Annotated in this window: 8 protein-coding genes; 4 read left to right on the top strand and 4 right to left on the bottom strand. The window is 63.6% G+C overall.

The window, feature by feature from the left end; all coding sequences use genetic code 11:
* The first annotated feature begins 137 nt into the window (after window positions 1–137).
* Window positions 138–2,696 (top strand): aminotransferase class III-fold pyridoxal phosphate-dependent enzyme, encoded by a 2,559-nt coding sequence (locus tag D8W71_RS24755; protein ID WP_121117490.1) that lies wholly within the window; start codon window positions 138–140, stop codon window positions 2,694–2,696.
* Window positions 2,697–2,731: 35 nt separating this feature from the next.
* On the opposite strand, the gene D8W71_RS24750 is transcribed toward D8W71_RS24755, so the two are convergent.
* Both D8W71_RS24750 and D8W71_RS24745 read right to left on the bottom strand, forming a co-directional pair.
* Entirely contained in the window at window positions 2,732–3,355 is a 624-nt protein-coding gene (locus D8W71_RS24750) for an N-acetyltransferase (RefSeq protein WP_121117488.1), read from the bottom strand.
* Window positions 3,345–5,477, bottom strand: coding sequence for an MMPL family transporter (locus D8W71_RS24745; RefSeq protein ID WP_236077600.1), 2,133 nt, complete (start codon window positions 5,475–5,477; stop codon window positions 3,345–3,347). The genes D8W71_RS24750 and D8W71_RS24745 overlap by 11 nt, the downstream gene beginning before the upstream one ends.
* A 346-nt stretch (window positions 5,478–5,823) precedes the next feature.
* Here D8W71_RS24745 and D8W71_RS24740 point away from each other — a divergent pair, with 346 nt between their 5' ends.
* Window positions 5,824–6,816 carry a 3-oxoacyl-ACP synthase III family protein gene (locus D8W71_RS24740; RefSeq protein WP_121117486.1) on the top strand — a complete coding sequence of 331 codons (993 nt, stop codon included), beginning with the start codon at window positions 5,824–5,826 and terminating at the stop codon, window positions 6,814–6,816.
* Window positions 6,817–6,864: 48 nt separating this feature from the next.
* Here the strand turns inward: D8W71_RS24740 and D8W71_RS24735 are convergent, their stop codons facing one another.
* Together D8W71_RS24735 and D8W71_RS24730 are read right to left on the bottom strand one after the other, a co-directional pair.
* A complete protein-coding gene (locus tag D8W71_RS24735) occupies window positions 6,865–8,223 on the bottom strand; it encodes an aminotransferase class I/II-fold pyridoxal phosphate-dependent enzyme (RefSeq protein ID WP_121117484.1) in 1,359 nt (452 codons plus the stop codon).
* Window positions 8,220–14,693, bottom strand: a complete 6,474-nt coding sequence (locus D8W71_RS24730) for a type I polyketide synthase (RefSeq protein WP_121117482.1) — start codon at window positions 14,691–14,693, stop codon at window positions 8,220–8,222. The genes D8W71_RS24735 and D8W71_RS24730 overlap by 4 nt, the downstream gene beginning before the upstream one ends.
* 1,222 nt (window positions 14,694–15,915) lie before the next feature.
* Here D8W71_RS24730 and rpoB point away from each other — a divergent pair.
* Both rpoB and D8W71_RS24720 read left to right on the top strand, forming a co-directional pair.
* Window positions 15,916–19,422 (top strand): DNA-directed RNA polymerase subunit beta, encoded by a 3,507-nt coding sequence (gene rpoB / locus D8W71_RS24725; protein WP_121117481.1) that lies wholly within the window; start codon window positions 15,916–15,918, stop codon window positions 19,420–19,422.
* Between the two features lie 102 nt (window positions 19,423–19,524).
* Window positions 19,525–23,481, top strand: coding sequence for a DNA-directed RNA polymerase subunit beta' (locus D8W71_RS24720; protein WP_121117479.1), 3,957 nt, complete (start codon window positions 19,525–19,527; stop codon window positions 23,479–23,481).
* Window positions 23,482–23,521: the final 40 nt, after the last annotated feature.

Below are 23,521 nucleotides of genomic sequence, written 5' to 3'. Positions count from 1 at the left end.
TATTTTGTTCCGCTAACTGCAGGCTTCGAGCAGTTAACATCGCGCTTGCGTCCCAGTGGGGGGCGAGCTCTGGTTGCGCGTGTTCGCCTCCCGGCAGCTCGCGTACCGGAGGTGGTTCGCGAGAACACGGAGCACTGATGACCGACATATCCATCGGACGAGTTTCTACCGAGATCTCCATCGGCCGCGAGGGTTACGCAACGGCTGTCAACCCCGAATTGGTCAGGCTGCTCGACGCGGTCGACCTCGGAGTCGAGTACGTATCGGGTCGTGGTACCGAGTTGTACGATGCCACCGGACGAGTCCACCTCGACTTCGCAGGGGCGTACGGCGCACTTCCTTTCGGGCACAACCCCGACAGCGTCTGGCGAGCGATGGACGCGGTTCGCGCCGGCGGCGAGGCCGTCTTTGTCCAGCCCTCGGTCTTGTTTCCGGCCGGCGAGCTGGCTGTGAGGTTGGTTGCCGTCGCCCCGCAAGGGCTCGGGCGGGTGACGTTCGTCAACAGCGGCGCTGAGGCGATCGAAGTCGCCATCAAGATCGCCAGGTCCGCGACGGGGCGACTCGGCGTTCTGAGTACGGAAAACAGCTTCCACGGTAAGACACTCGGCGCCTTGTCTGCGACAGGCAACAGCAAATACCAGACTGGGTTCGGTGCCCCGGCACCAGGATTCGCCTCGGTAGCGTTCGGTGACAGCGACGCACTGGAGCGGGCGTTCGTCGACGCTCCTGGGGAGTTTGCGGTGTTCGTTGTGGAACCGATCCAAGGCGAAGGCGGCGTTGTGACCCCGCCGGAGGGCTATCTCGCTCGGGTCCGCGAAATCTGCACCGAGCACGGGGTGCTGATGGCGTTGGACGAGGTTCAGACTGGATTGGGCCGCACCGGAACAATGTTCGCGTGCGACGCGGACGGGGTGGTGCCGGATATTCTGGCGTTGGCCAAGGCGCTCGGAGGTGGAGTTCTGCCGAGCGGTGCAGTGTTGTGCAAACCCGAGCTGATGGGGGAGAGCTTTGCGCTTCGACACACGTCCACCTTCGCCGGTAACGCGTTGACCGCGCGAGTCGGAATCGCTGTGCTCGACCAGCTCACCGCCGATGGCGGCGCCCTGGTGGCCCGCGCACGAGACATCGGCAGCATCGTCGAGGCCGAGTTGCGCAGGCTCGCTGCGAAGTACCCTGCCGTCGTCACCGACGTCCGAGGGCGCGGGCTGCTGCTCGGACTCGAGCTCACCGACGACATCAACTTCGTTGGACGGCAGGCGATCCTCGGATCGATCGCCGACCAGCAGAACCTCGCGGTCATGGTCTCGTCCTACCTGTCGCAGGTGGAGGGTATTCGCGTAGCTCCGACGCTGTTCGGCGCACGTGTTCTCCGGATCGAGCCGCCGTTGACGGTGACCGAATCCGAGTGCAGCCGAATGATCGCGGCGCTGGATCGAGCCTTGGCCTTTGCGTCCGAGGGTGATCTGGGTGGGCTTATCGGGCACCTCGTCGGACGACCGCCCAAGCCGGAGCCGACAGCGGAGTCCATTGTGGGAAAGCGACTCCCGTTCGTTCGGGAAGAGGCAGGCGACGGCAAGTTCGGCTTCATCGCTCATCCGCTAGATCTGGACTTCTTTGCAGCATTCGACACGTCGTTGGCCGAGTTCTCCCACCCCGAACGCGGCGACCTCCTCGGAAGGTTCGCGTCGGCGACCTCCGAGCTCAACCCGTCGCCATTCGTCATCGGTAGCGGACGAATCATCACCGAGCAGGACAGTGCCGCGCACGGAACGCTGATAGGACTGCCGTTCACCTCCAAAGGCCTTTTGACGCTTCCGCCGGCAGCGGCCGTGGCAGCCGTTGCCGGCGCCGCGAACTTGGCGTTCGAGAGGGGCGCTGCCGTCGTCGGACTGGGTGGATACTCCTCGGTGGTGACAGGCAACGGGCTGGCGCTGGGGAGGATGGCAGGTGTACTCACCACGGGTAACTCGTTCACGGCCGCGGCGAGTATTCGGGCAGTGCACCGGGTGTGCGCGGAACGCGGAATCGACCTGGCCACCGTACGGGTGGCTGTCCTCGGTGCTGCGGGAGCGATCGGCCGGACCATCGCGCGGGCGTTGGCTCCCGACGTCGGGTCGATCGCGCTCGTCGGTCGACCGGGTGAACGCGGCCAGATCGCTCCGAAGCTGTGGGACGCTGCGGGCGAGCTCGTCGATGCGGCCAGGGGCGGATCCGGTGGCTTCGCCGGTGCGGCCGAGAACGCAACCGTCGACAACCTGGTCACCAGCGGTCATCTGGAGTTCTTCGACGACCCCAAGGCCGGGGTGGCACGGGCGGACATCGTCATCGCGGCGACGTCGGCACCGCATTCGTTGATCGACGCGGCCGATCTCGCCGCTGACGCCATCGTCTGCGATGTCGCGCAACCGCCGAACATTCCGCACGATGTCGAGCGAATCAGGCCCGATGTCACCGTGTTCGACGGCGGTATCGTCCGACTGCCCGCGGGATCGGACTTCGGACTGAACTACGGAATCGCACCCGGTCTGACGTATGCATGCATGGCCGAAACGATGTTGCTGTCGCTGTCCGGGGAGTTCGAGCTGCGCAGTATCGGCACTGCGCTCGACCCAGCGAGCGTCCATCGTCTCGGCGTTCTTGCAGATCGCTACGGATTCGAGTTGGCCGAAGCAACTCGGTGGCGCGAGTCGGACTGATGGTCACCAGCGTCGTAGCCGGGTGCGCTGCCCGGCTACGACGCAGTGGGTACCACCGCCGGAGGACGGTTCATTCGATGAACCAGTGGTCCCCGTGGACCGATCGTTGCCGTACCGACCTCGACGAACCCCATCGCCGTCCAGAAGGGAATGTTGCCCTCCTTGCAAATCCCGAACGTCGTTCGTTCCTCGCGATCGACTCGATCGAAAATCGACCTGGACAGGGCTGCACCGACTCCGGAACGGTGGAGGGTCGGTTCGACGCCCAGGTAGACCCACAGCACGGCGTTCTCGTCGGGTGCGCCCTCGTCGAGCATCTTGTCCATCTGAATTCCGGCCCGTACGCCACGTCGCATCGCCCACAACAGATGTGGGCCCGCAATTGCGGTACGCCACCACGGCGGCTGGGGTGCGTCGTGCGGGTGCCACAGGCTCACGCCGACGATCTTGCCGTCCAACACGGCGAGTTCCGCGCCGCCGATCGGAAGATATCGGTGCCGAATGAGCGCGGACATCATCCGCCGCTGCAGTGTGGGCCTGCGATCGTCCCGAGGGAAGAAATAGGCGCTCACCGGGTCGTCCGATTGGAAAGCACGTGCCATCATCGCCGACATCTCCCTGATGTCGGACTTGGTTGCTGCTCTGATGTCAACCGGCATGTTCTTTCTCGCCTCTCTCTTCCGATGGTGTGTGGTTTTGTGGCAGGTTAACTTTCGGATGCAGCCACCAGTTCGCCTCACCCATGAGCCTGACGAGCGCGGGAACGAGCAACATCCGTACCACAGTCGCGTCGATGATCAGACCCACGATGACCCCGACTCCGAGCAGCCTCATCATCGCGAGTTCCGACAGCGAGAACGCAGCTGTCACCGTGATGAGGAGGAGCGCAGCAGCCGTCACGACTCTGCCGGTCCGAGCAGCGCCGAAACGCACTGCCTCTTCGGTGGATGCGCCGCGATCGTGTGCTTCGACGATGCGAGACAACAGAAATATCTCGTAGTCGGTGGAGAGTCCGAACACGACTGCGAGGATCAGGATGCTCATCGTGGCTTGCAGCGGTCCGGGCGTGATGCCGAGCAGCCCTGCCCCGTGTCCGTCGTGAAAGATCAAGGTCAGAACACCGAACGTCGCGGTCAGGCTGATCATTGCCATCGCAATTGCTTTCACCGACAGCACAATCGATCGGAAAGCAGCGGTGGTGACGACGAATGTCGCGGCGATCATGATGGCGAACATCCACGGGATCGTGTCGTAGATGGACGTGATGCCGTCCTGGCTGAGCGCTGTCGGGCCGCCGATCTCGATCACCGTGCCCTCGGGCGGGACGATGTCTCGGATGGAATCCACCGCCGCCAAGGCACCTTCGGTGCGATCGGGCGAACTGAGGATTGCACGCACCACCGCGTAGTCGTCCGATTCGCCTGCAGGCGCCGCGCCCGCGATGCCGTCGAGTCGGCCGATCTCGCTCGCGACCGCGAGAACCGTTCGTGCGTCGGGGGGTGTCGCGCCTGTCGACCGAACCATGACGGTGACACCGGAATTGGCGAGTGGAAAATCCGAAAACAACTTTTCGGTGGCGACCCGGGCCGGGGCGTCCTGCGGTAGTCCCCTGTGGTCGAGGTCGCCGAGCGCGACGCCGAAGACCGGCGCGCTGAGCAACGCGAGGAACGCGAGAATGGATGCAGCGACGACGATCGGCCTGCGCATAACTCGAAGCGCGACCGAACCCCAGAACCGTTCGGCCCGCTGGTCGCCCCGGTCGATCGCGCCTGTGCGCCAGGTCAGCGAATCGATGCGACGGCCGAGCAATGCGAGAGCAGCGGGAAGGGCCGTGAGCGAGACGAACGCCGCAGCGCCGACTGCGGCCATACCGCCGAACCCGAGAGAACGGACCATCGCCTGCGGGAATATGAGCATCCCGACGAAGCCGCACACCAGCAACAATCCCGAGAACGCGACGGTTCTTCCTGCCGTCGCCATAGTGGCGCGAACGGCGTCCTGCGTGGAGGCGCCGTGACGCAGTTCCTCGCGGAAGCGAGTCACCATGAACAAGCTGTAGTCCACGGCCATTCCGAGACTGACCAGAGACGCGATATTCGTGGCGAACACGCTCACCTCGGTGAACGAGGTGAGAATCCGCATCACTGCGAGCGAGGCCAGAATGCTGAGCCCTCCGATGCACAGCGGTACCGCCGCTGCGACGACTCCGCCGAAGATGACGAGCAGCAACACCATCAATATTGGGAACGTGATCGTCTCGGCGCGAACGAGATCCGCACGTGCCTCGGTGTTGTAGGCATCGGCGATCGTCGAGAAGCCGCCGAACTGAACGTCGATACCGTTCAGCAGGCGCTCGTCCTTGATGTCGCGGTATGCCTTGACGCGGTCGTCTTCGTCACCGGTGAACGTCAGCACTGCGATCACCGAGCGACCGTCGAAGGACTTCAGCCCTTGCGCGAACGCGGGGGGAACGTTCCAGTACGTCAACGGCGGGCGAACCAGTAGCGACGGATCGATGTCGGCCAGGTTCGCTTCGACGTCGCCGCGGATCTCGTCCGCTGATCTGCCGTCCTGCGGGGTGTAGACGATGGCGACGTCCGGGACGGTGCGGCCGAACCGAGCGTCGACGATGTCGTCGACCTGAGCGGCTTCGCTTCCCGGATCGGAATAGCCGCCGAGGCTCAGATCCGATACGACGCCGACGCCCCACACCCCGGCTGCGACAACCACGGCCAAGCAGGTGGCGAGCACCCACCGCGCACGACCGATGATCGTTTCCACCAGTCTGTTTCGCGGTTGTCGAGCCGAGTGGTCAGGCGGAGCTGCTGAGTTCGAAGCGTCTGGCACGTGACGTCCTGTCGGGTGGAAGAACACTGTTTCGGGGTTCGTCCGGATTCACCACGCTGAGCGCTTCGAGCGAGCCCCCTGTTGCCGCTGGTCAGCTGAGTTTCGAGGTGACACTACACCGATAACTTTCCGCCGTCGAGACTGCAGAAGTTCGCTGCACTCGGTTACTCTAGCGCCACACTGCGCGCGCGGCGTACTCATTCGCAAGCTGTTCTGCTGCAGAGCCTTTCGGTCGGACCATCTGGTCAATACTTCAACTGCTCGGGATGGATGGACATACGTGAACGTGCAGAAACCGGTCGAGGTGACCGCGCGCCATTTCGTCGACGCAGTACCGTCCAGGGTCGTGACCAATGCCGAGCTGTGCTCGACACTGGACACCGACCAGACGTGGATCGAGCAACGGACCGGAATCACCGAGCGCCGTTTTCTCCAAGACCACCTCGCAGCATCGGATCTCGCGCTCGAGGCAGCACAGGCAGCTCTCGACAGAAGCGGTCTTGCCGCGCTGGACATCGATGCCATCGTCCTGGCGACGGCGAATCCGGATCAACCGTTCCCGTCGACGGCCTTGACTGTCGCCCAACGCATGGGTGCGACGCGTGCACTACCGATCGACCTTACCCAGGGAGCATGCTCCGGGGGATTGCTCGCACTGGAATTGGCGTCGTCCATGATCGGCGACAGGTATCGGCACGTACTCGTGGTGGCCGTCGAGGTGTTCTCGCGGCAGACCGACCCCGAGGACCGAACGACGCGAATCTTCTTCGGCGACGCGGCCGGTGCTGCCATCGTCACCGGCGAGGAGGCGTCGGGACGCGGCATCAGATCTTCGGTGATCTCCGCCGAGCTGGACATGTCGGTCGGCATTCGAAGCGGCGGTTCGCGACACCCGGTGAACGCGTCCACGATCGAGCGCGGCGACCAGTTCATCTACATGGATGGGCCCCGCGTATGGAAGCTCGCGACGTCGCTACTGCCCGACGTGGTCCGCCGCGCCGTCGCCGCCGCCGATCTGGCACTGACGGACATCGACAACTTCGTGTTCCATCAGGCCAACCGCAACATCGTCCACAATGTGATGGACACGCTCGGAGTCGACCGGGCGCTGGCGCCCATCACCCTCGACCGACTCGGAAACACCGGTGCTGCAAGCATCTTCACTGCGATGGCGCAGCTGCGGCGAGACGGTCGCGCGGGAAAGGGCGAGGTGACGGTCATCGCCACCATCGGCGCCGGATTCGTCTGGGGTGCAATGGTCCTGGCCCACTGACGTCACCGATCGCCGTGCGGGGCGCTGGCCGGCCCCGCACGGCGTGGTTCAGAACTTCTCCAATACCGCCGAAATCTCGGTGAGTGCCGTGTCGATGTGCTCAGTCGTGTGCTCGCTCGAGACGAACAACCGCAGCCGTTCCTCCCCGAGAGGGACCGAGGGATACGTGATCGCGTTGACGTTCACACCCGCCTCCAACAGTGAGACATTGGCGAGTACAGCCTTCTGAGTGTCTCCGACGATGATCGGCAGAATCGGTGTGCCCTCGGCCAGACCGGTTTTCAGTCCGAGTGCCTGTGCCGTCGCGAATGCGTGCTGTGCGTTGCTGTGCAGTCGTGCAATTCGATCCGGTTCCGTGTCGATGATGTCGAGGCCGGCGAGCGCCGCGGCGATGGACGCTGGAGCAGGCGCCGTCGCGAACATACTGAGACCGGGGGCGGAATACTTGAAGGCTCTCACCACTTCTCGACGTCCGGCCAAAAATCCGCCGACGCTGCCAAGCGCCTTGGACATCGTTCCCATCCAGATGTCCACTGCGTCGCCGGGAAGTCCGTAGAGATCCCTGATGCCATGACCACGCTCGCCGAGGACACCGAACGCATGAGCCTCGTCGATCATCACGGCGCAGTCGTACTTGCGAGCCACCTCGACGAGCTGCGGTAGCAAGGCGACGTCACCGTCCATGCTGTAGTGGCTCTCCAGGATCACCATCGCACGGGTGAAGCTGCCTCTCGACATCTTCAGTATCGCCTCGAGTGCGCCAGGATCGTTGTGGCGGAAAGTGACTCGACGACAACCCGCCCACTCCGTACCGGAGACGATGCTGCTGTGCACCAGGGCGTCACAGACGGCCAGATCGCCCTGTCCGAGCAGGTACCCGACCGCTGCGGCATTGGTGAGGTACCCGCTCGTCGTGATCACCGCGTCGTCCACGTCGTAGACCTGGGCAATTCGCGACTCGAACTCCGCGTACAGCGGAATCTGGCCGGAGACGATGCGGCTCGCCGACACCGAAGTGCCGTATTCGTCGATTGCAGCCTTCGCCGCTTCCGCGACCCGGAGGTCGTTGCTCAAACCGAGGTAGTTGAAGCAACCGAAGTTGATCATGTCTCGATCGAGTTGCCGGATCGTCGCGCCGCTCGTTCCCTCGTGCTCGAGATAGAGCGGATTGGGAATGCCGAGCGAGGCGAACATCGCATCGACGCCGTCGAAGCGATCGACCGTGGCCACGATGTCGGGGTGGTCGAGCAGGCCCGCGCCCCGTGGCGGACGCGTGGAGGAGCTGATGCCAGGGGGCGTCGATGCTCTGGGAACGGCCGAGCCAGGGCTTGGTTCGTCGACGTGGACCGTCGAATAGCCGCTGCGGGAAAGCAACTGACGCGCGATATCCCTCGCGTCGCTGGTCACTGAACCAGGCCTGGCTCGGAACCGACGAGTGCAGGTTCAGCGGTTGCCGGCGGGGCCGGAATGATCTCGGTCTCCGTCTCCGTCTCTGTGTTGGTGTTCATGGGCGCAGGCTCGGGAACTGCGGGGACCGAGGCACCGTCGGCGCGGGCAGTGAGCCCGGCGGCGAGTTTTCCGCCGATGGCGGCAAGGCCGTGGCCACGGCCGAATTCGAGTACCGATAGTTCGAGCCCGACCGTCTTGCCGACGCGTGCGGCGAACTCCACGGCCATCAGCGAATCCAGTCCGAGCTCCGGCAACGGGGTCTGGACGTCGACCGCCTCGGCGTCGATACCCATCACCAGAGCCAACTGCTCGGCGAGAATGAACGTAAGTACGTCGGCCCGCTGATCTTCTGGCAACGCAAGTATCTCGGCGTGCAATGCCGAAATGCCGGAACCGCCGGTGCTCGCTGCGGCGATGTGTGCCGCGAACCGCGGAATCGTTGCCGACGCCGGGTTGGCGATTCCCCACTGCTCCCAGTCGATTCCGACGAGAGCCACGTGCGGGATGTCCAGCGTCAAACATTCGCGCAGGAACAACGTCGCCTCGTCCATGTCGATGTTCTTGAATCCGAGCATGTCGAGGTAGCGCACCACCTCCTGTTTCGCCTCGGCCATTCCGCCGCCCGACATCGATCCCCAGCTGACGGTGAACGCCGACTTGCCGCGCTGTCGGCGCGTCCAGGCCAGGGCGTCGAGCACCGAATTGGCTGCGGAGTACGACACCTGAGGCGCACCGCCCGTGAGGCTGCTCATCGACGAGAACATCACGAAGATGCTCGGGTCGACGCCCGCCTCGTCGAGTGCCTGATCGAGGTTGACCGCACCGGTGACCTTCGGCAGAAAGATGTTTCGAAGAGACTCGTCGGTGATGTCGTTGATCGCGTAGTTGTCGACGAGACCTGCGGTGTGGAAGATGCCCGCTAGTTGGCGTCCCGTTTCCTTCACCCGTTCCACCATCTGCAGGACGGCGTCGTAGTCGGAGATGTCGAGCAGTTCCTCGGTGACGACGACCCCGGCCGACGCGAACTCGGCGAGCGCCTCCTTCGCACGGTCGGTTGTCGCACCGCTTCGTCCGACGAGAACGAGAGCACGGGCACCATCGTCGACCAGCCACCGGGCGATTGCCGTGCCGAACGCACCGAATCCGCCGGTGACGAGGTAGACCCCGGCCGGGTCGATGTCGACGGTGGGGATCTCAGGGCGAACGACGGGGGAGTCCTCGGTGAGGTCGAGGACTACTCGGCCGGTGTGCGAGGAACGAATGATCGAGTCGAACGCTTCGCCGACCTGATCGAGCCCATAGCTGGTGTAGGGCAGGGGCTCGTATTCGCCTGCCGACATCTTGTCCAGCACTTCCCGGGTCACCTGACGCGCGAGTGCGGGCTTGTGCAGGAACATCCGGTCCATGTCCACTGCGTAGAACGTCAGATTGCGGTCGAACGGCTTCAAGTCCATGACACCGCCGAAGTAGATGTCGGCCTTGCCGATCTCGATGATGCGCGCGAATTCGCCTGCAACGTGCAGATTCTGAGCCATGATTTCACCAGGCGACGAGTTGAACACCACATCCACTCCGCGGCCGTCGGTGAGCGCCATGACCTCCTCGGAGTAGTTGAGCGAACGGGAGGCCAGCACCTCGTGTGCGCCCGCGTCCCGCGCGACGGCCCGCCGCTCCTCGGTTCCTGCAGTTGCGATGATGCGTGCACCGAGCAGTCGCGCCACCTGCACGGCGGCCAACCCCATACCGCCTGCGGCTCCGTGGACGAGCACTGTCTCGCCCGGCTGAATCCTGGCTAGGTGCACCAGGCCGTATTGAGCGCACAGGAAGGGCAGGATCGACGAGCACCACCCTGCCTCCCAATCCGCTGGTATGGACATGGTGCCGCCCTCGTCGATACCCACCGTGACATACCGGCGCATCATGTCCCGAGCGCACACTCCCATGTGGTCGCCGGGAACGACCTCGGTGACTCCCGGTCCTACCCGCGTGACGATGCCTGCGCCCTCGAGTCCGAGGGTTGTTCCGAAATACGTTCCGGCAAGTTCCTTGTCGGTGAGGACACCCATCACCTTCAGCGGGTCCTTGTAGTTGAGCCCGACGGCTTGCATCTTCACTTCGATTTCACCTGGACCGGGCGCTCGGCGCTTGTGTGCGCGGAAAGCCAAGTCCGACAGTAGTTTCGTCGCCGGCACCTCGATGGCGAACGACTGCTCGCCGTCGCGCTGAGCTGTCGGCTGTTCCCTGACTGCGAGGTGATCACCCAGATTGCGTTGCAAGGTCATCACCCATCTCGAGCCTTGCCTGAATGCGATTTCGTCGGCGACATCGCCGGCGAACGGGCCGAAGGCGAAGGTCTCCGTCGTGATCTCCGACAGAGTGGTCGACGGTTCGGCGTCGACGAAACGCCACGCCGCAGGCGACTGCTCGTTGCGCAGAGACCGTCGTGCGCCAACGAGGCCCGCATGGCAGAGATCGGCGCCGGCCTCGTCACCCGGCATGCAGAATGCTCGTTCGGTCACGACCACTGCGGACACACTGCCCGGCGCTGCCGCGGGTCCGAGTTCGTCGCCGTAGATCGCGACGTGCACGGTGCGTGCGGCGACGAGCAGCGACCCGACAGCGGCTGCCGGGTCGTCGAACCGACCGGCGACGGCAACGACCGTCGCGCGCTCGATGCCGTCGGTGGCCAAGCCGGACCGAAGCGCGGCGACGATCTCGTGAACGGTCAGCGAATCGGCACCGAGGATCAGCGACGATGGCCTCGACGACGCGATGGCCTCGGCGCGGGCCAGGGCGGAGCTGTCGGGTTCTCCGAGTAGAAGGACGAGCGCGAAATCCTGCGCGGCGTCGGTTCCTATCGCGTCGACGATCCGGTTGTCCCGCAACTCCCACACCGGTTCGTAGAAGACTTTCGACAGACGAGTGTGCAGCGATTGCGGCGGCGCGATGGGCCGGAACTCGACGCCACTGAGGGTCACGGCTGCCTTACCCTCGTCGTCGGTGACGGCGATGTCGGCCCGCATGGGTTCGATCGACGTTCGAGTCACGACGACCGTCGCGTGGTCGGCAATGGGCCCGTACCGCCGAACCGTGCCCATGGAGTACGGCACGACCGCGCCGGAGGCGCCCGCCGACAGCGTCGCCACACATTGCAGCGCCGTGTCGAGTACCGCGGGATGTACGAGGTGGCCGGATTCGGAGTGGCGTGTCGTGTCGATGGTCGCGACGACCGAATCCTTGCCGATCTGCACTTTTTCGATGCCCTGGAAGGCAGGCCCGTACTGCAGCCCGGCAGCGGCCAGGAGCGGATACAGAACGTCACCGGTGATGTCGTTCGTGCCGGAAGGGATTTCGTGAGCTACGAATGGCGCGTCGAAATGCCCTTCGACCAGTCGCCCCGTGGCGTTGACCGTCCATACCGTGTCCGATGCGGATCGTGAACGAATGACGAACCGCCTGGTGCTGTCCTCGACCGCCACCTGAAGTATCGGGACATCGTGCTTGTCGACGACGAGGGGAGCGACGAACTCCACGTGCTCGAGTCCTACTTCTCGGCGGCCCGTACGGGCGGCTGCAGCGCTCAGTGCTGCATCGAGGTAGGCCGTACCGGGGAGGAGCACCAAGCCGTCCACCACGTGATCGTGTAGCCAGGGCAGTTGGGAAATCGAGAGTTCGGCGTGCCACTCCGACGCAGCCGATCCGGTTCGATCACCGAGCATCGGGAACGCGGTGTCGGTTCCGAATCGGTCTGCGACCGAGGCGTCGTCCTCGCTCCACACGCGCGTCTTCTGCCAGGGGTACGCGGGAAGGGGGAAGTGTGGGGACGCTGCGGTGCCCGCGTCTGCGAACACTCGGCCGTCGAAGGAACCTGCTGCATACAGCGCCGCGAGCATGGTGTCCAGTGATTCTGCGTCGCTCTGCTTGCGTACCAGCGTGCCGATCGACGTGCCTGGATCGCCTGTTCGGATCAGGATCTCGCGGATGTTTCCCGACAACACCGGGTGTGGGCCGATCTCCAGAAAGACACGGTGTCCGCGGCCGATCAACGTGGTGATCGTATCCGCGAAACGAACAGGCTTGCGGACGTTGTCACACCAGTAGGCGCCATTCCAGTCCGCGCCGACCACCTGATCCGCTGTGACGGTCGAGAAGAGAGCCAGATCGGGGACGCGAGGATCGAGCGAGGCAAGTGCGGTAGCCACGTCGCCGAGGATCGGGTCCATCAGGTGGCTGTGATACGGAACCTCGACTTGCAACTTCTTCGCGAATATCCCAGCTGCGGTCAACTTTTCGGCGAGAGCGGTCAAGTGTTCGGCGTCACCGGCAACCGTCACGGCCGTCGGGCTGTTGATCGCAGCGACCGAGACGTGCGAGGCCATGTCCTCGCCTGCGTTGTTCAGGTATTCGACAGCATCGCTTTCGGACAGGCCAACCGCGAGCATCGATCCGCTCCCGGCGGTCGTCGCTTGCAGACGTGCGCGGTGGCAGCTGACGAGCAAGGCGTCGTGCAGGCTCAGTGCGCCACTGACGTATGCCGCACTGACTTCGCCCACACTGTGTCCGACGACCGTGGCCGGTTCGATTCCGAGAGTTCGCAACTCGGCCACCAGCGCTACCTGTACGAGAAAATTGGCAGGTTGCGCGACCTCGGTGTTCGTTACCTTGGAGTGGTCTTCCTCGCGGCACAGTTCTTCGATGATGGACCAGCCCGCGATTTCGATGAATGCGTCGTCGACGATGCCTGCCACGCGGGCGAATTCACCACCTGCATGCAGAAGATCTCGGGCCATCGCCCACCATTGCGGTCCCATCCCGCTGAACACGAACACTGGGGCAGCCCCCGCATTGTCCACGACATGGGCGGTGTTGCCCGCACCCGACGCCGTCTCGCGCAGCTTGTTCAGCAGGTCGCCTGCGCCGGTGTATGTCAGCGATGTGCGTACCGGGTGATGTGCGCGCCGAGTCCATGCGGCCGCAGTGAAGCTCCGTACGGTGTTCTCTTGGTCGTCCGAGCCGTCCACGACGAGTTCGAGGGTGTCCGCGAGCGATCCCGCTACCGCACGTAGAGCGGCGTCCGTGCGGGCGGAGAGGGGAAACAGTCGGGGACCGGTTGGACGCGAGGCAGGGGTCGACGACTCCGGTGCGTTGTCCATCACGACGTGCGCGTTGGTGCCGCCGTACCCGAATCCGTTGATTGCGACGACCGGACGATCGTAGTGCTCCGGGAACGGTTCGACCTCGGTGGGAATTCGAATAGCCAAGTCGTCGAACGGGATTGCGGGATTGAGAGTGTCGAGCCATGCTTGCGGAACGATGGTGCGGTGGTGGATCGACAGAGCGCTCTTGATGAGGCCTGCGATGCCTGCGGCTGCTTCGGTGTGCCCGATCGACGCCTTGATCGATCCCACGACAAGCGGAATCTCACGTCCGGTCGTGGCGCCGTACGCGCTACCGAGCGCCTCGATCTCGAGTGGATCGCCCACCGAGGTGCCGGTGCCGTGAGCTTCGACGTAGCCGACCTGACTCGGTTCGATGCCTGCTTCAGCGCAGACCCGCTCGGCGAGTACACGCTGGGACACCGGGTTGGGGACGGGAATCGCGATGGTGCGTCCGTCCTGGTTGACACCCGATCCTCTGATCACGGAGTAGATGCGATCGCCGTCGCGCAGAGCATCGGCCAGCGGGCGAAGCAACACCACACCTGCGCCCTCACCACGCCCGTACCCGTCGGCCGCGGCGTCGAATGACTTGGACCGACCGTCGAACGCCAGGAAACGTCCCTTGCACATCGAAACGAACGTTTCCGGCCTGATCATGGTGTTCGCTCCGCCCACCAGGGCCATCTCGCATTCGCCGCGGTCGAGCGCGCGGACAGCCTCGTGCACCGCGACGAGCGAGGACGAACACGCAGTGTCGATGGTCATGGATGGTCCAACCAGGTCCAGCGCATACGAGATTCGGTTGGACAGCAGCGTGTGCGACGAGCTGGTGGCGCTGTGGGCGTTGATGAACGGACGAGCCATCTGCGAACCACGAAGTCCCGCAGAGTCGTTGGTGAAACCGCCGATGTACACCCCGATGGGCTGTCCGGAGACACGTCCGGCGTGGCCTGCGTCGTCGAGCGCCTCCCATGCCACCTCGAGCAGCAACCGCTGCTGTGGATCGGTCACTGCTGCTTCACGTGGAGAGATGCCGAAGAACTCGGGGTCGAAGTCCCACAACGACTGCGTCAGGAACCCGCCCTTGCGGGTGTACATGCGTCCAGGTGCGTCGGGGTCGGGGTCGTAGAACCTGTCGGCGTTCCAACGATCGGCGGGAATGTCGACGATTCCATCGCCCTTCGAGATCATGAACTCCCAGAAGCTCTGTCCGTCGTGGACTCCCCCCGGAAACCTGCATCCGATACCGACAAGCGCAATTTCGACCATGACTCTCCCTCAGATGCATTGATGGCCCTGACCATGTGGGCTCCGAGGGGCGCGTCGATGTATGCGCACGCTGAATACAGTTGTGTCATAGTGTTCCCCCCGAAACGCCGTCGTGCACGGATGCCGGCTCTACCCCTACCGGTCCACCCGCGCTGAGTGAAATATAAGCAGACGCAGCGCGGATTGGCCATAGGAAAGATCGGCAAGAGTACGCCGGGTCGGATGTCTCAATGAGCGATGACAAGGTCCAGTTTTCAATATGTTTGACGATATCCGGCTGGGTTCATGGCTCTGGTCGGTTCTCGAACGTGGTTCAAGTCTCGTTGTGCCGCAATAAAGTTCGCATCGCTACTGACTTTGGCTAGCTATTGCACTGTGTTGCAGTGTATTTCAAAGCTCGAGCAGTGGGGCGGTCGACGCCGGCGGGTGGGGTGTAGCCGCGGGAGGGTGTAGCCGAGCGGGCCGACGCGTCAGCTCGGGGTGACCGAATGAGACATTCGCGCACTCTGAGTGACCGAATGAGTCGTTCGCTGTCCAGCGATACCCCGCGGTGACCGAATGAGACATTCGTTCACCTCGCGTCGTGGGCGCACGGGTTTCAGCGGCTGCGTCTGTTGCAACTGGTGCTTGGGCTGGAACGTGCGCGTCGGGGTTCGCCGGCCAGCTCGGGGGAGACCGAATGAGACATTCGCGCACTCTGAGTGACCGAATGAGTCGTTCGCTCGGCCGAGCGATACCCCACGGTGACCGAAAGAGACATTCGCTCATCCCAGCCCCCCCGCACCCACCTTCCTCAACCTGTACACACCCGACCGACCGGTACCATTCCAGCCCCGAAGTGCTCGAAACCGGCGGTGAGTACGAAACAAGCACTCAGCCCTCTTGACGCACGGGCGCGCAAGGGTCACTCTTGTCCTCGTACGCACCCCGTGGCAATCGTGAACAACCGGTTGCTCGGACCGCGACACGCCGCACTCGAAGGCGACGCGGGTTCCGATCTCGGGTGCTACTTTTGATGCCCCTGTTGCGCCGTGCGCACATTTGGGGTATCTTTGGACGTTGCGCTGGCTGCCTCCTGTCCACCTCTCGATTGCCGTGTCTGCGAAGTGATTACTTCGAAGAGATTGCAGTGGGGATTCGGTCTGGTTGTGACCAGCGAATTCGCCCCACATTAAGCAAGCAGATACAGCGGCGGTCGCACTGCACGAGCGGCCCGCGTGAGGTGCTGGAAGGACGCATCTTGGCAGTCTCTAGCCAGACCAAGGCAGTTGTCGGAACACCGGGAGCCCCGAGGAGGGTTTCGTTCGCGAATATTCGCGAGCCGTTGGAGGTACCCGGTCTCCTAGATGTACAGACGGACTCTTTCGAATGGCTGGTAGGTGCGCAGAGTTGGCGCGACCGTGCCGCCGCGCGCGGAGACAGCAGTGTCTCCGGCGGTCTCGAGGACATCCTGACCGAGCTTTCTCCTATCGAGGACTTCTCGGGCTCGATGTCTCTCTCCTTCTCCGATCCACGGTTCGACGAGGTCAAGGCCTCGATGGACGAGTGCAAGGACAAGGACATGACGTACGCGGCTCCGCTGTTCGTCACCGCCGAGTTCATCAATAACAACACCGGTGAAATCAAGAGCCAGACGGTCTTCATGGGCGATTTCCCCATGATGACCGACAAGGGCACCTTCATCATCAACGGAACCGAGCGCGTCGTCGTCTCGCAGCTCGTCCGTTCGCCCGGCGTCTACTTCGATCATTCGATCGACAAGACGACGGAGAAGGACCTGCACAGCGTCAAGGTCATTCCTGGTCGCGGTGCGTGGCTCGAGTTCGACGTCGACAAGCGCGACACCGTTGGTGTCCGTATCGACCGTAAGCGTCGCCAGCCCGTCACGGTGCTGCTCAAGGCTCTCGGGTGGACCACCGAGCAGATCACGGAGCGCTTCGGCTTCTCCGAGATCCTCATGGCCACTTTGGAGAAGGACAACACAGCCGGTACCGACGAGGCTCTCCTCGACATCTACCGCAAGTTGCGTCCGGGCGAGCCGCCCACGAAGGAATCCGCGCAGACTCTGCTGGAGAACCTGTTCTTCAAGGACAAGCGCTACGACCTCGCTCGCGTGGGTCGTTACAAGATCAACAAGAAGCTGGGCCTCAACTCGGGCCAGCCGATCGTGGCGTCGACCCTCACCGAGGAAGACATTGTCGCTACCATCGAGTACCTCGTGCGTCTGCACGCAGGTGACACCTCGATGACGGCACCCGAGGGCGTCGAGGTTCCTGTTGAGGTCGACGACATCGACCACTTCGGTAACCGTCGTCTCCGTACCGTCGGCGAGCTGATCCAGAACCAGATCCGCGTGGGCCTGTCCCGCATGGAGCGCGTCGTTCGCGAACGTATGACCACTCAGGACGTCGAGGCCATCACGCCGCAGACCCTGATCAACATCCGTCCCGTCGTCGCCGCGATCAAGGAGTTCTTCGGAACCTCCCAGCTGTCGCAGTTCATGGACCAGAACAACCCGCTGTCGGGCTTGACGCACAAGCGTCGTCTGTCCGCCCTTGGACCCGGTGGTCTCTCTCGTGAGCGCGCCGGCCTCGAGGTTCGTGACGTTCACCCGTCGCACTACGGCCGCATGTGTCCCATCGAGACCCCAGAAGGCCCGAACATCGGCCTGATCGGTTCGCTGTCGGTGTACGCACGGGTCAACCCGTTCGGCTTCATCGAAACCCCGTACCGCAAGGTCGTCGATGGCCAGGTCACCGACGATGTCGATTACCTGACCGCAGACGAAGAGGATCGCCACACGCTCGCGCAGGCCAACTCGCCTGTCGACAACAGCGGCCACTTCGTCGAGGACAAGATTCTCGTCCGTCGTAAGGGTGGAGAGGTCGAGTTCGTCTCGTCCTCCGACATCGACTACATGGACGTTTCGCCTCGTCAGATGGTCTCGGTCGCTACCGCGATGATTCCGTTCCTCGAGCACGACGACGCAAACCGTGCACTCATGGGTGCCAACATGCAGCGTCAGGCCGTCCCGCTGGTTCGCAGTGAGTCGCCGCTCGTCGGTACCGGTATGGAGCTTCGTGCTGCAGTCGATGCCGGTGACGTGGTCATCAGCGACAAGACGGGCGTCGTCGAAGAGGTCTCCGCGGACTACGTCACGGTCATGGCCGACGACGGAAGCCGCAAGACGTACCGGATGCGCAAGTTCGCACGCTCGAACCAGGGCACGTGCGCCAACCAGCGTCCCATCGTGGACGAGGGTCAGCGCGTCGAGTCCGGCCAGGTCCTCGCGGACGGTCCTTGCACCGAAGACGGCGAAATGGCGCTCGGCAAGAACCTGCTCGTGGCGATCATGCCGTGGGAAGGCCACAACTACGAGGACGCGATCATTCTTTCGCAGCGCCTCGTGGAAGAGGACGTTCTCACCTCGATCCACATCGAGGAGCACGAGATCGACGCCCGCGACACCAAGCTCGGTGCCGAGGAGATCACTCGCGACATCCCGAACGTCTCGGACGAGGTCCTCGCTGACCTCGACGAGCGCGGCATCATCCGTATCGGTGCCGAGGTTCGTGACGGCGACGTGCTGGTCGGAAAGGTCACGCCGAAGGGCGAGACCGAGCTGACCCCGGAAGAGCGTCTTCTGCGCGCAATCTTCGGTGAGAAGGCTCGCGAGGTTCGCGACACGTCGCTCAAGGTTCCGCACGGCGAGAACGGAAAGGTCATCGGCATTCGCGTGTTCTCGCGCGAGGACGACGACGATCTGCCTCCCGGCGTCAACGAGCTCGTGCGCGTCTACGTCGCTCAGAAGCGCAAGATCCAGGACGGCGACAAGCTGGCCGGCCGCCACGGCAACAAGGGTGTCATCGGCAAGATCCTCCCGCAGGAGGACATGCCGTTCATGTCCGACGGCACTCCGATCGACATCATCCTGAACACCCACGGTGTTCCGCGTCGCATGAACATCGGTCAGATCTTGGAGACCCACCTCGGGTGGATCGGCAAGACCGGCTGGAATGTCCAGGTCGCGACGGACGGCACGAGGCCCGATTGGGCCGAGCGTCTGCCGGAGGAAATGCTGTCGGCACCTGCAGACAGCAACATCGCCACCCCAGTGTTCGACGGCGCCAAGGAAAATCAGCTCACCGGCTTGCTGGAGAGCACAATTCCCAACCGCGACGGCGAGCAGATGGTCGGTTCCGACGGAAAGGCCACCTTGTTCGACGGCCGCTCCGGCGAGCCGTTCCCGTACCCGGTGTCGGTGGGCTACATGTACATCATCAAGCTGCACCACTTGGTCGACGACAAGATCCACGCTCGTTCGACCGGGCCGTACTCGATGATCACGCAGCAGCCCCTCGGTGGTAAGGCTCAGTTCGGTGGTCAGCGCTTCGGTGAGATGGAGTGCTGGGCCATGCAGGCGTACGGCGCTGCATACACGCTGCAGGAGCTTCTCACCATCAAGTCGGACGACGTCGTCGGCCGCGTGAAGGTGTACGAAGCCATCGTCAAGGGCGAGAACATCCCGGAGCCGGGTATCCCCGAGTCCTTCAAGGTGCTTCTCAAGGAGCTCCAGTCGCTGTGCCTCAACGTGGAGGTGCTGTCCTCGGACGGCGCAGCCATCACGATGGCCGACGGTGACGACGAGGATCTCGAGCGTGCCGCAGCCAACCTGGGAATCAACCTCTCCCGCAACGAAGCTGCGACGGTCGACGATCTCGCGCAGTAGTTCTCTCGGTCCTGCGGGCTTGCATCGCTGCAAGCCCGCAGGGCGAACACCTTTGATCTGATCAGCAGCAGCACAACACCCATCACGGGGAAAGGAAGTTACGTGCTCGACGTCAACTTCTTCGATGAACTCCGCATTGGCCTCGCCACTGCAGACGACATCCGTCAGTGGTCCTACGGCGAGGTCAAGAAGCCGGAGACCATCAACTACCGCACGCTCAAGCCCGAGAAGGACGGCCTCTTCTGCGAGAAGATCTTCGGCCCCACTCGGGACTGGGAGTGCTACTGCGGTAAGTACAAGCGCGTCCGCTTCAAGGGCATCATCTGCGAGCGTTGCGGCGTCGAGGTCACTCGCGCCAAGGTTCGTCGTGAGCGCATGGGCCACATCGAACTGGCCGCACCCGTCACGCACATCTGGTACTTCAAGGGCGTCCCGTCACGCCTCGGATACCTGCTCGACCTGGCACCGAAGGATCTGGAAAAGATCATCTACTTCGCTGCCTACGTCATCACCACGGTCGACGACGAGCTCCGTCACAACGAGCTCTCGACGCTCGAGGCCGAGATGGAGGTCGAGAAGAAGGCCGTCGCAGATCAGCGCGACGCCGATCTGGAGGCTCGGGCGCAGAAGCTCGAAGCCGACATCGCCGAGCTGGAGGCCGAGGGCGCCAAGTCCGACGTCCGCCGCAAGGTCAAGGACGGCGGCGAGCGCGAGATGCGTCAGCTCCGTGACCGTGCGCAGCGTGAGCTGGATCGTCTCGAAGAGATCTGGACCACCTTCACCAAGCTGTCGCCGAAGCAGCTCATCGTCGACGAGCTCATCTACCGTGAGCTCATCGATCGCTACGGCGAGTACTTCACCGGTGCCATGGGTGCCGAGTCGATCCAGAAGCTCATGCAGACCTTCGACGTCGACGCCGAAGCCGAAAACCTGCGCGAGACCATTCGTAGCGGCAAGGGCCAGAAGAAGCTTCGCGCGCTGAAGCGTCTCAAGGTCGTCGCCGCGTTCCAGGCCGGCCGTAACTCGCCGATGGGCATGGTCCTCGACGCTGTTCCGGTCATCCCGCCGGAGCTTCGTCCGATGGTTCAGCTCGACGGTGGACGTTTCGCTACGTCCGACCTCAACGACCTGTACCGCCGCGTCATCAACCGCAACAACCGCCTCAAGCGTCTGATCGATCTCGGTGCTCCCGAGATCATCGTCAACAACGAGAAGCGGATGCTGCAGGAGTCGGTCGACGCACTGTTCGACAACGGTCGTCGTGGACGTCCGGTCACCGGACCGGGCAACCGTCCGCTCAAGTCGCTGTCCGACTTGCTCAAGGGCAAGCAGGGTCGCTTCCGTCAGAACCTTCTCGGGAAGCGCGTCGACTACTCGGGCCGTTCGGTCATCGTCGTCGGTCCTCAGCTCAAGCTGCACCAGTGTGGTCTGCCCAAGCTGATGGCTCTCGAGCTGTTCAAGCCGTTCGTGATGAAGCGTCTGGTCGATCTGAACCACGCGCAGAACATCAAGTCGGCCAAGCGCATGGTCGAGCGCCAGCGTCCGCAGGTGTGGGACGTCCTCGAAGAGGTCATCGCCGAGCACCCCGTGCTGCTGAACCGTGCACCTACCCTGCACCGGTTGGGCATCCAGGCGTTCGAGCCACAGCTCGTCGAGGGCAAGGCCATCCAGCTGCACCCGCTCGTCTGTGAGGCGTTCAACGCCGACTTCGACGGTGACCAGATGGCTGTTCACCTTCCGCTGTCGGCAGAGGCTCAGGCCGAGGCACGCATCCTGATGCTGTCCTCGAACAACATCCTCTCGCCCGCGTCGGGTCGCCCGCTCGCCATGCCGCGTCTGGACATGGTCACGGGTCTGTTCCACCTCACTCGTCTCGACGACGGTGCCATCGGCGAGCGTGCCGATGCCAAGACCGACGAGGCCGAGTTCGGTGCGTACAGCAGCCCTGCCGAAGCGCAGATGGCTGTCGACCGCGGTTCGCTCACCGTGCAGTCGCTGATTCGTGTTCGTCTGACGACGCAGCGTCCGCCGCTCGACATCGAAGCCGAGCTGTTCCCGAACGGCTGGCGTCGTGGCGAGGCCTGGACCGCGCAGACCACTCTGGGACGCGTCATCTTCAACGAGCTGCTCCCGGCGGACTACCCGTTCGTCAACGAGCAGATGCCGAAGAAGCGTCAGTCGACCATCATCAACGATCTCGCCGAGCGTTACCCGATGATCGTCGTCGCTCAGACCGTCGACAAGCTCAAGGACGCAGGCTTCTACTGGGCCACGCGTTCGGGTGTCACCATCTCGATCTCCGACGTCCTCGTGCCGCCGGAGAAGCCGCAGATCATGGAGACGTTCGAGGCTCAGGCCGACCAGATCGAGAAGAAGTACCAGCGTGGCGCACTCGACAAGGTCGAGCGCAACTCCGCACTGGTCAAGATCTGGCAGGACGCCACCGAGCAGGTCGGTAAGGCCATGGAGGCGCACTTCCCCGACGACAACCCCATCCCGATGATCGTGAAGTCCGGTGCAGCCGGAAACATGACTCAGGTGCGGTCGCTCGCCGGTATGAAGGGCCTCGTGACCAACCCGAAGGGTGAGTTCATCCCGCGTCCGATCAAGTCTTCCTTCAAGGAAGGCCTGACGGTCCTCGAGTACTTCATCAACACGCACGGTGCTCGTAAGGGTCTGGCCGACACGGCGCTTCGTACCGCCGACTCGGGCTACCTGACGCGTCGTCTCGTCGACGTCTCGCAGGATGTCATCGTTCGGGAAACCGACTGTGGCACCGAGCGCGGCATCGTCACGACCATCGCCGAGAAGCTCGCGGACGGCACCATGATCCGCGACGCCCACGTCGAGACCAGCACCCGTGCACGCACGCTGGCAACCGATGCGATCGACGCCGATGGCAACATCATCGTCGCTCGTGGACACGACGTCGGCGACCCGGCCATCGATGCACTCATCGATGCGGGCATCACCGAGGTCAAGGTCCGTTCGGTGCTCACCTGCACCACCGGCACCGGCGTCTGCGCTACCTGCTACGGCCGTTCGATGGCCACCGGCAAGCTCGTCGACATCGGTGAGGCCGTCGGTATCGTCGCGGCTCAGTCGATCGGTGAGCCCGGTACTCAGCTGACCATGCGTACCTTCCACCAGGGTGGTGTCGCCGGAGATGACATCACCGGTGGTCTGCCTCGCGTGACGGAGCTGTTCGAGGCACGTGTGCCGAAGGGCAAGGCTCCTATCGCGGACGTGTCGGGACGCATTCAGCTCGAGGACGGCGATCGTTTCTACAAGATCACCATCGTCCCGGACGACGGCGGCGAAGAGGTTGTCTACGACAAGCTCTCCAAGCGTCAGCGTCTGCGCGTCTTCAAGCACGACGACGGCACCGAGCGCCTTCTGGCGGACGGTGACCACGTCGAGGTCGGCCAGCAGCTCATGGAAGGTGCTGCCGATCCGCACGAGGTTCTGCGCGTGATGGGTCCTCGCCAGGTTCAGATCCACCTGGTCAACGAGGTCCAGGAGGTGTACCGCAGTCAGGGCGTGTCGATTCACGACAAGCACGTCGAGACGATCGTGCGCCAGATGCTCCGTCGTGTGACGATCATCGACTCCGGCTCCACCGAATTCCTGCCCGGTTCTCTCACCGAGCGCAGCGAGTTCGAGGCGTCGAACCGTCGCGTCGTCGCCGAAGGTGGCGAGCCCGCAGCCGGACGTCCGGTCCTGATGGGTATCACCAAGGCGTCGCTGGCAACCGATTCTTGGCTGTCGGCAGCGTCCTTCCAGGAGACCACTCGTGTGCTCACCGATGCGGCCATCAACACCCGCAGCGACAAGCTCATCGGTCTCAAGGAGAACGTCATCATCGGTAAGCTCATCCCGGCTGGTACCGGCATCAACCGGTACCGGAACATCACGGTGCAGCCGACCGAAGAGGCACGCGCAGCGGCGTACGCTGTGCCGTCGTACGACGATCAGTACTACAGCCCGGACGGCTTCGGCCAGGGAACCGGTGCTGCAGTGCCGCTCGACGACTACGGTTTCTCCAACGAATACCGCTAGGCACTCAACCGCACCACTGGAAAGCCCCGCACCTTTCGAG

The organism is Rhodococcus sp. P1Y (genome assembly GCF_003641205.1).
Taxonomy (GTDB): Bacteria; Actinomycetota; Actinomycetes; order Mycobacteriales; family Mycobacteriaceae; genus Rhodococcoides.
The sequence above is the reverse complement of the archived record's forward strand: the minus strand, read 5'-3'. Positions and strand labels throughout refer to the sequence as shown.

What these genes read in the sequence shown, in the direction of transcription:
- D8W71_RS24755 (WP_121117490.1), top strand. Translation starts at nt 138, where the DNA reads ATGACCGACATATCCATCGGACGAGTTTCTACCGAGATCTCCATCGGC.
- D8W71_RS24750 (WP_121117488.1), bottom strand. Translation starts at nt 3,355, where the DNA reads ATGCCGGTTGACATCAGAGCAGCAACCAAGTCCGACATCAGGGAGATG.
- D8W71_RS24730 (WP_121117482.1), bottom strand. Translation starts at nt 14,693, where the DNA reads ATGGTCGAAATTGCGCTTGTCGGTATCGGATGCAGGTTTCCGGGGGGA.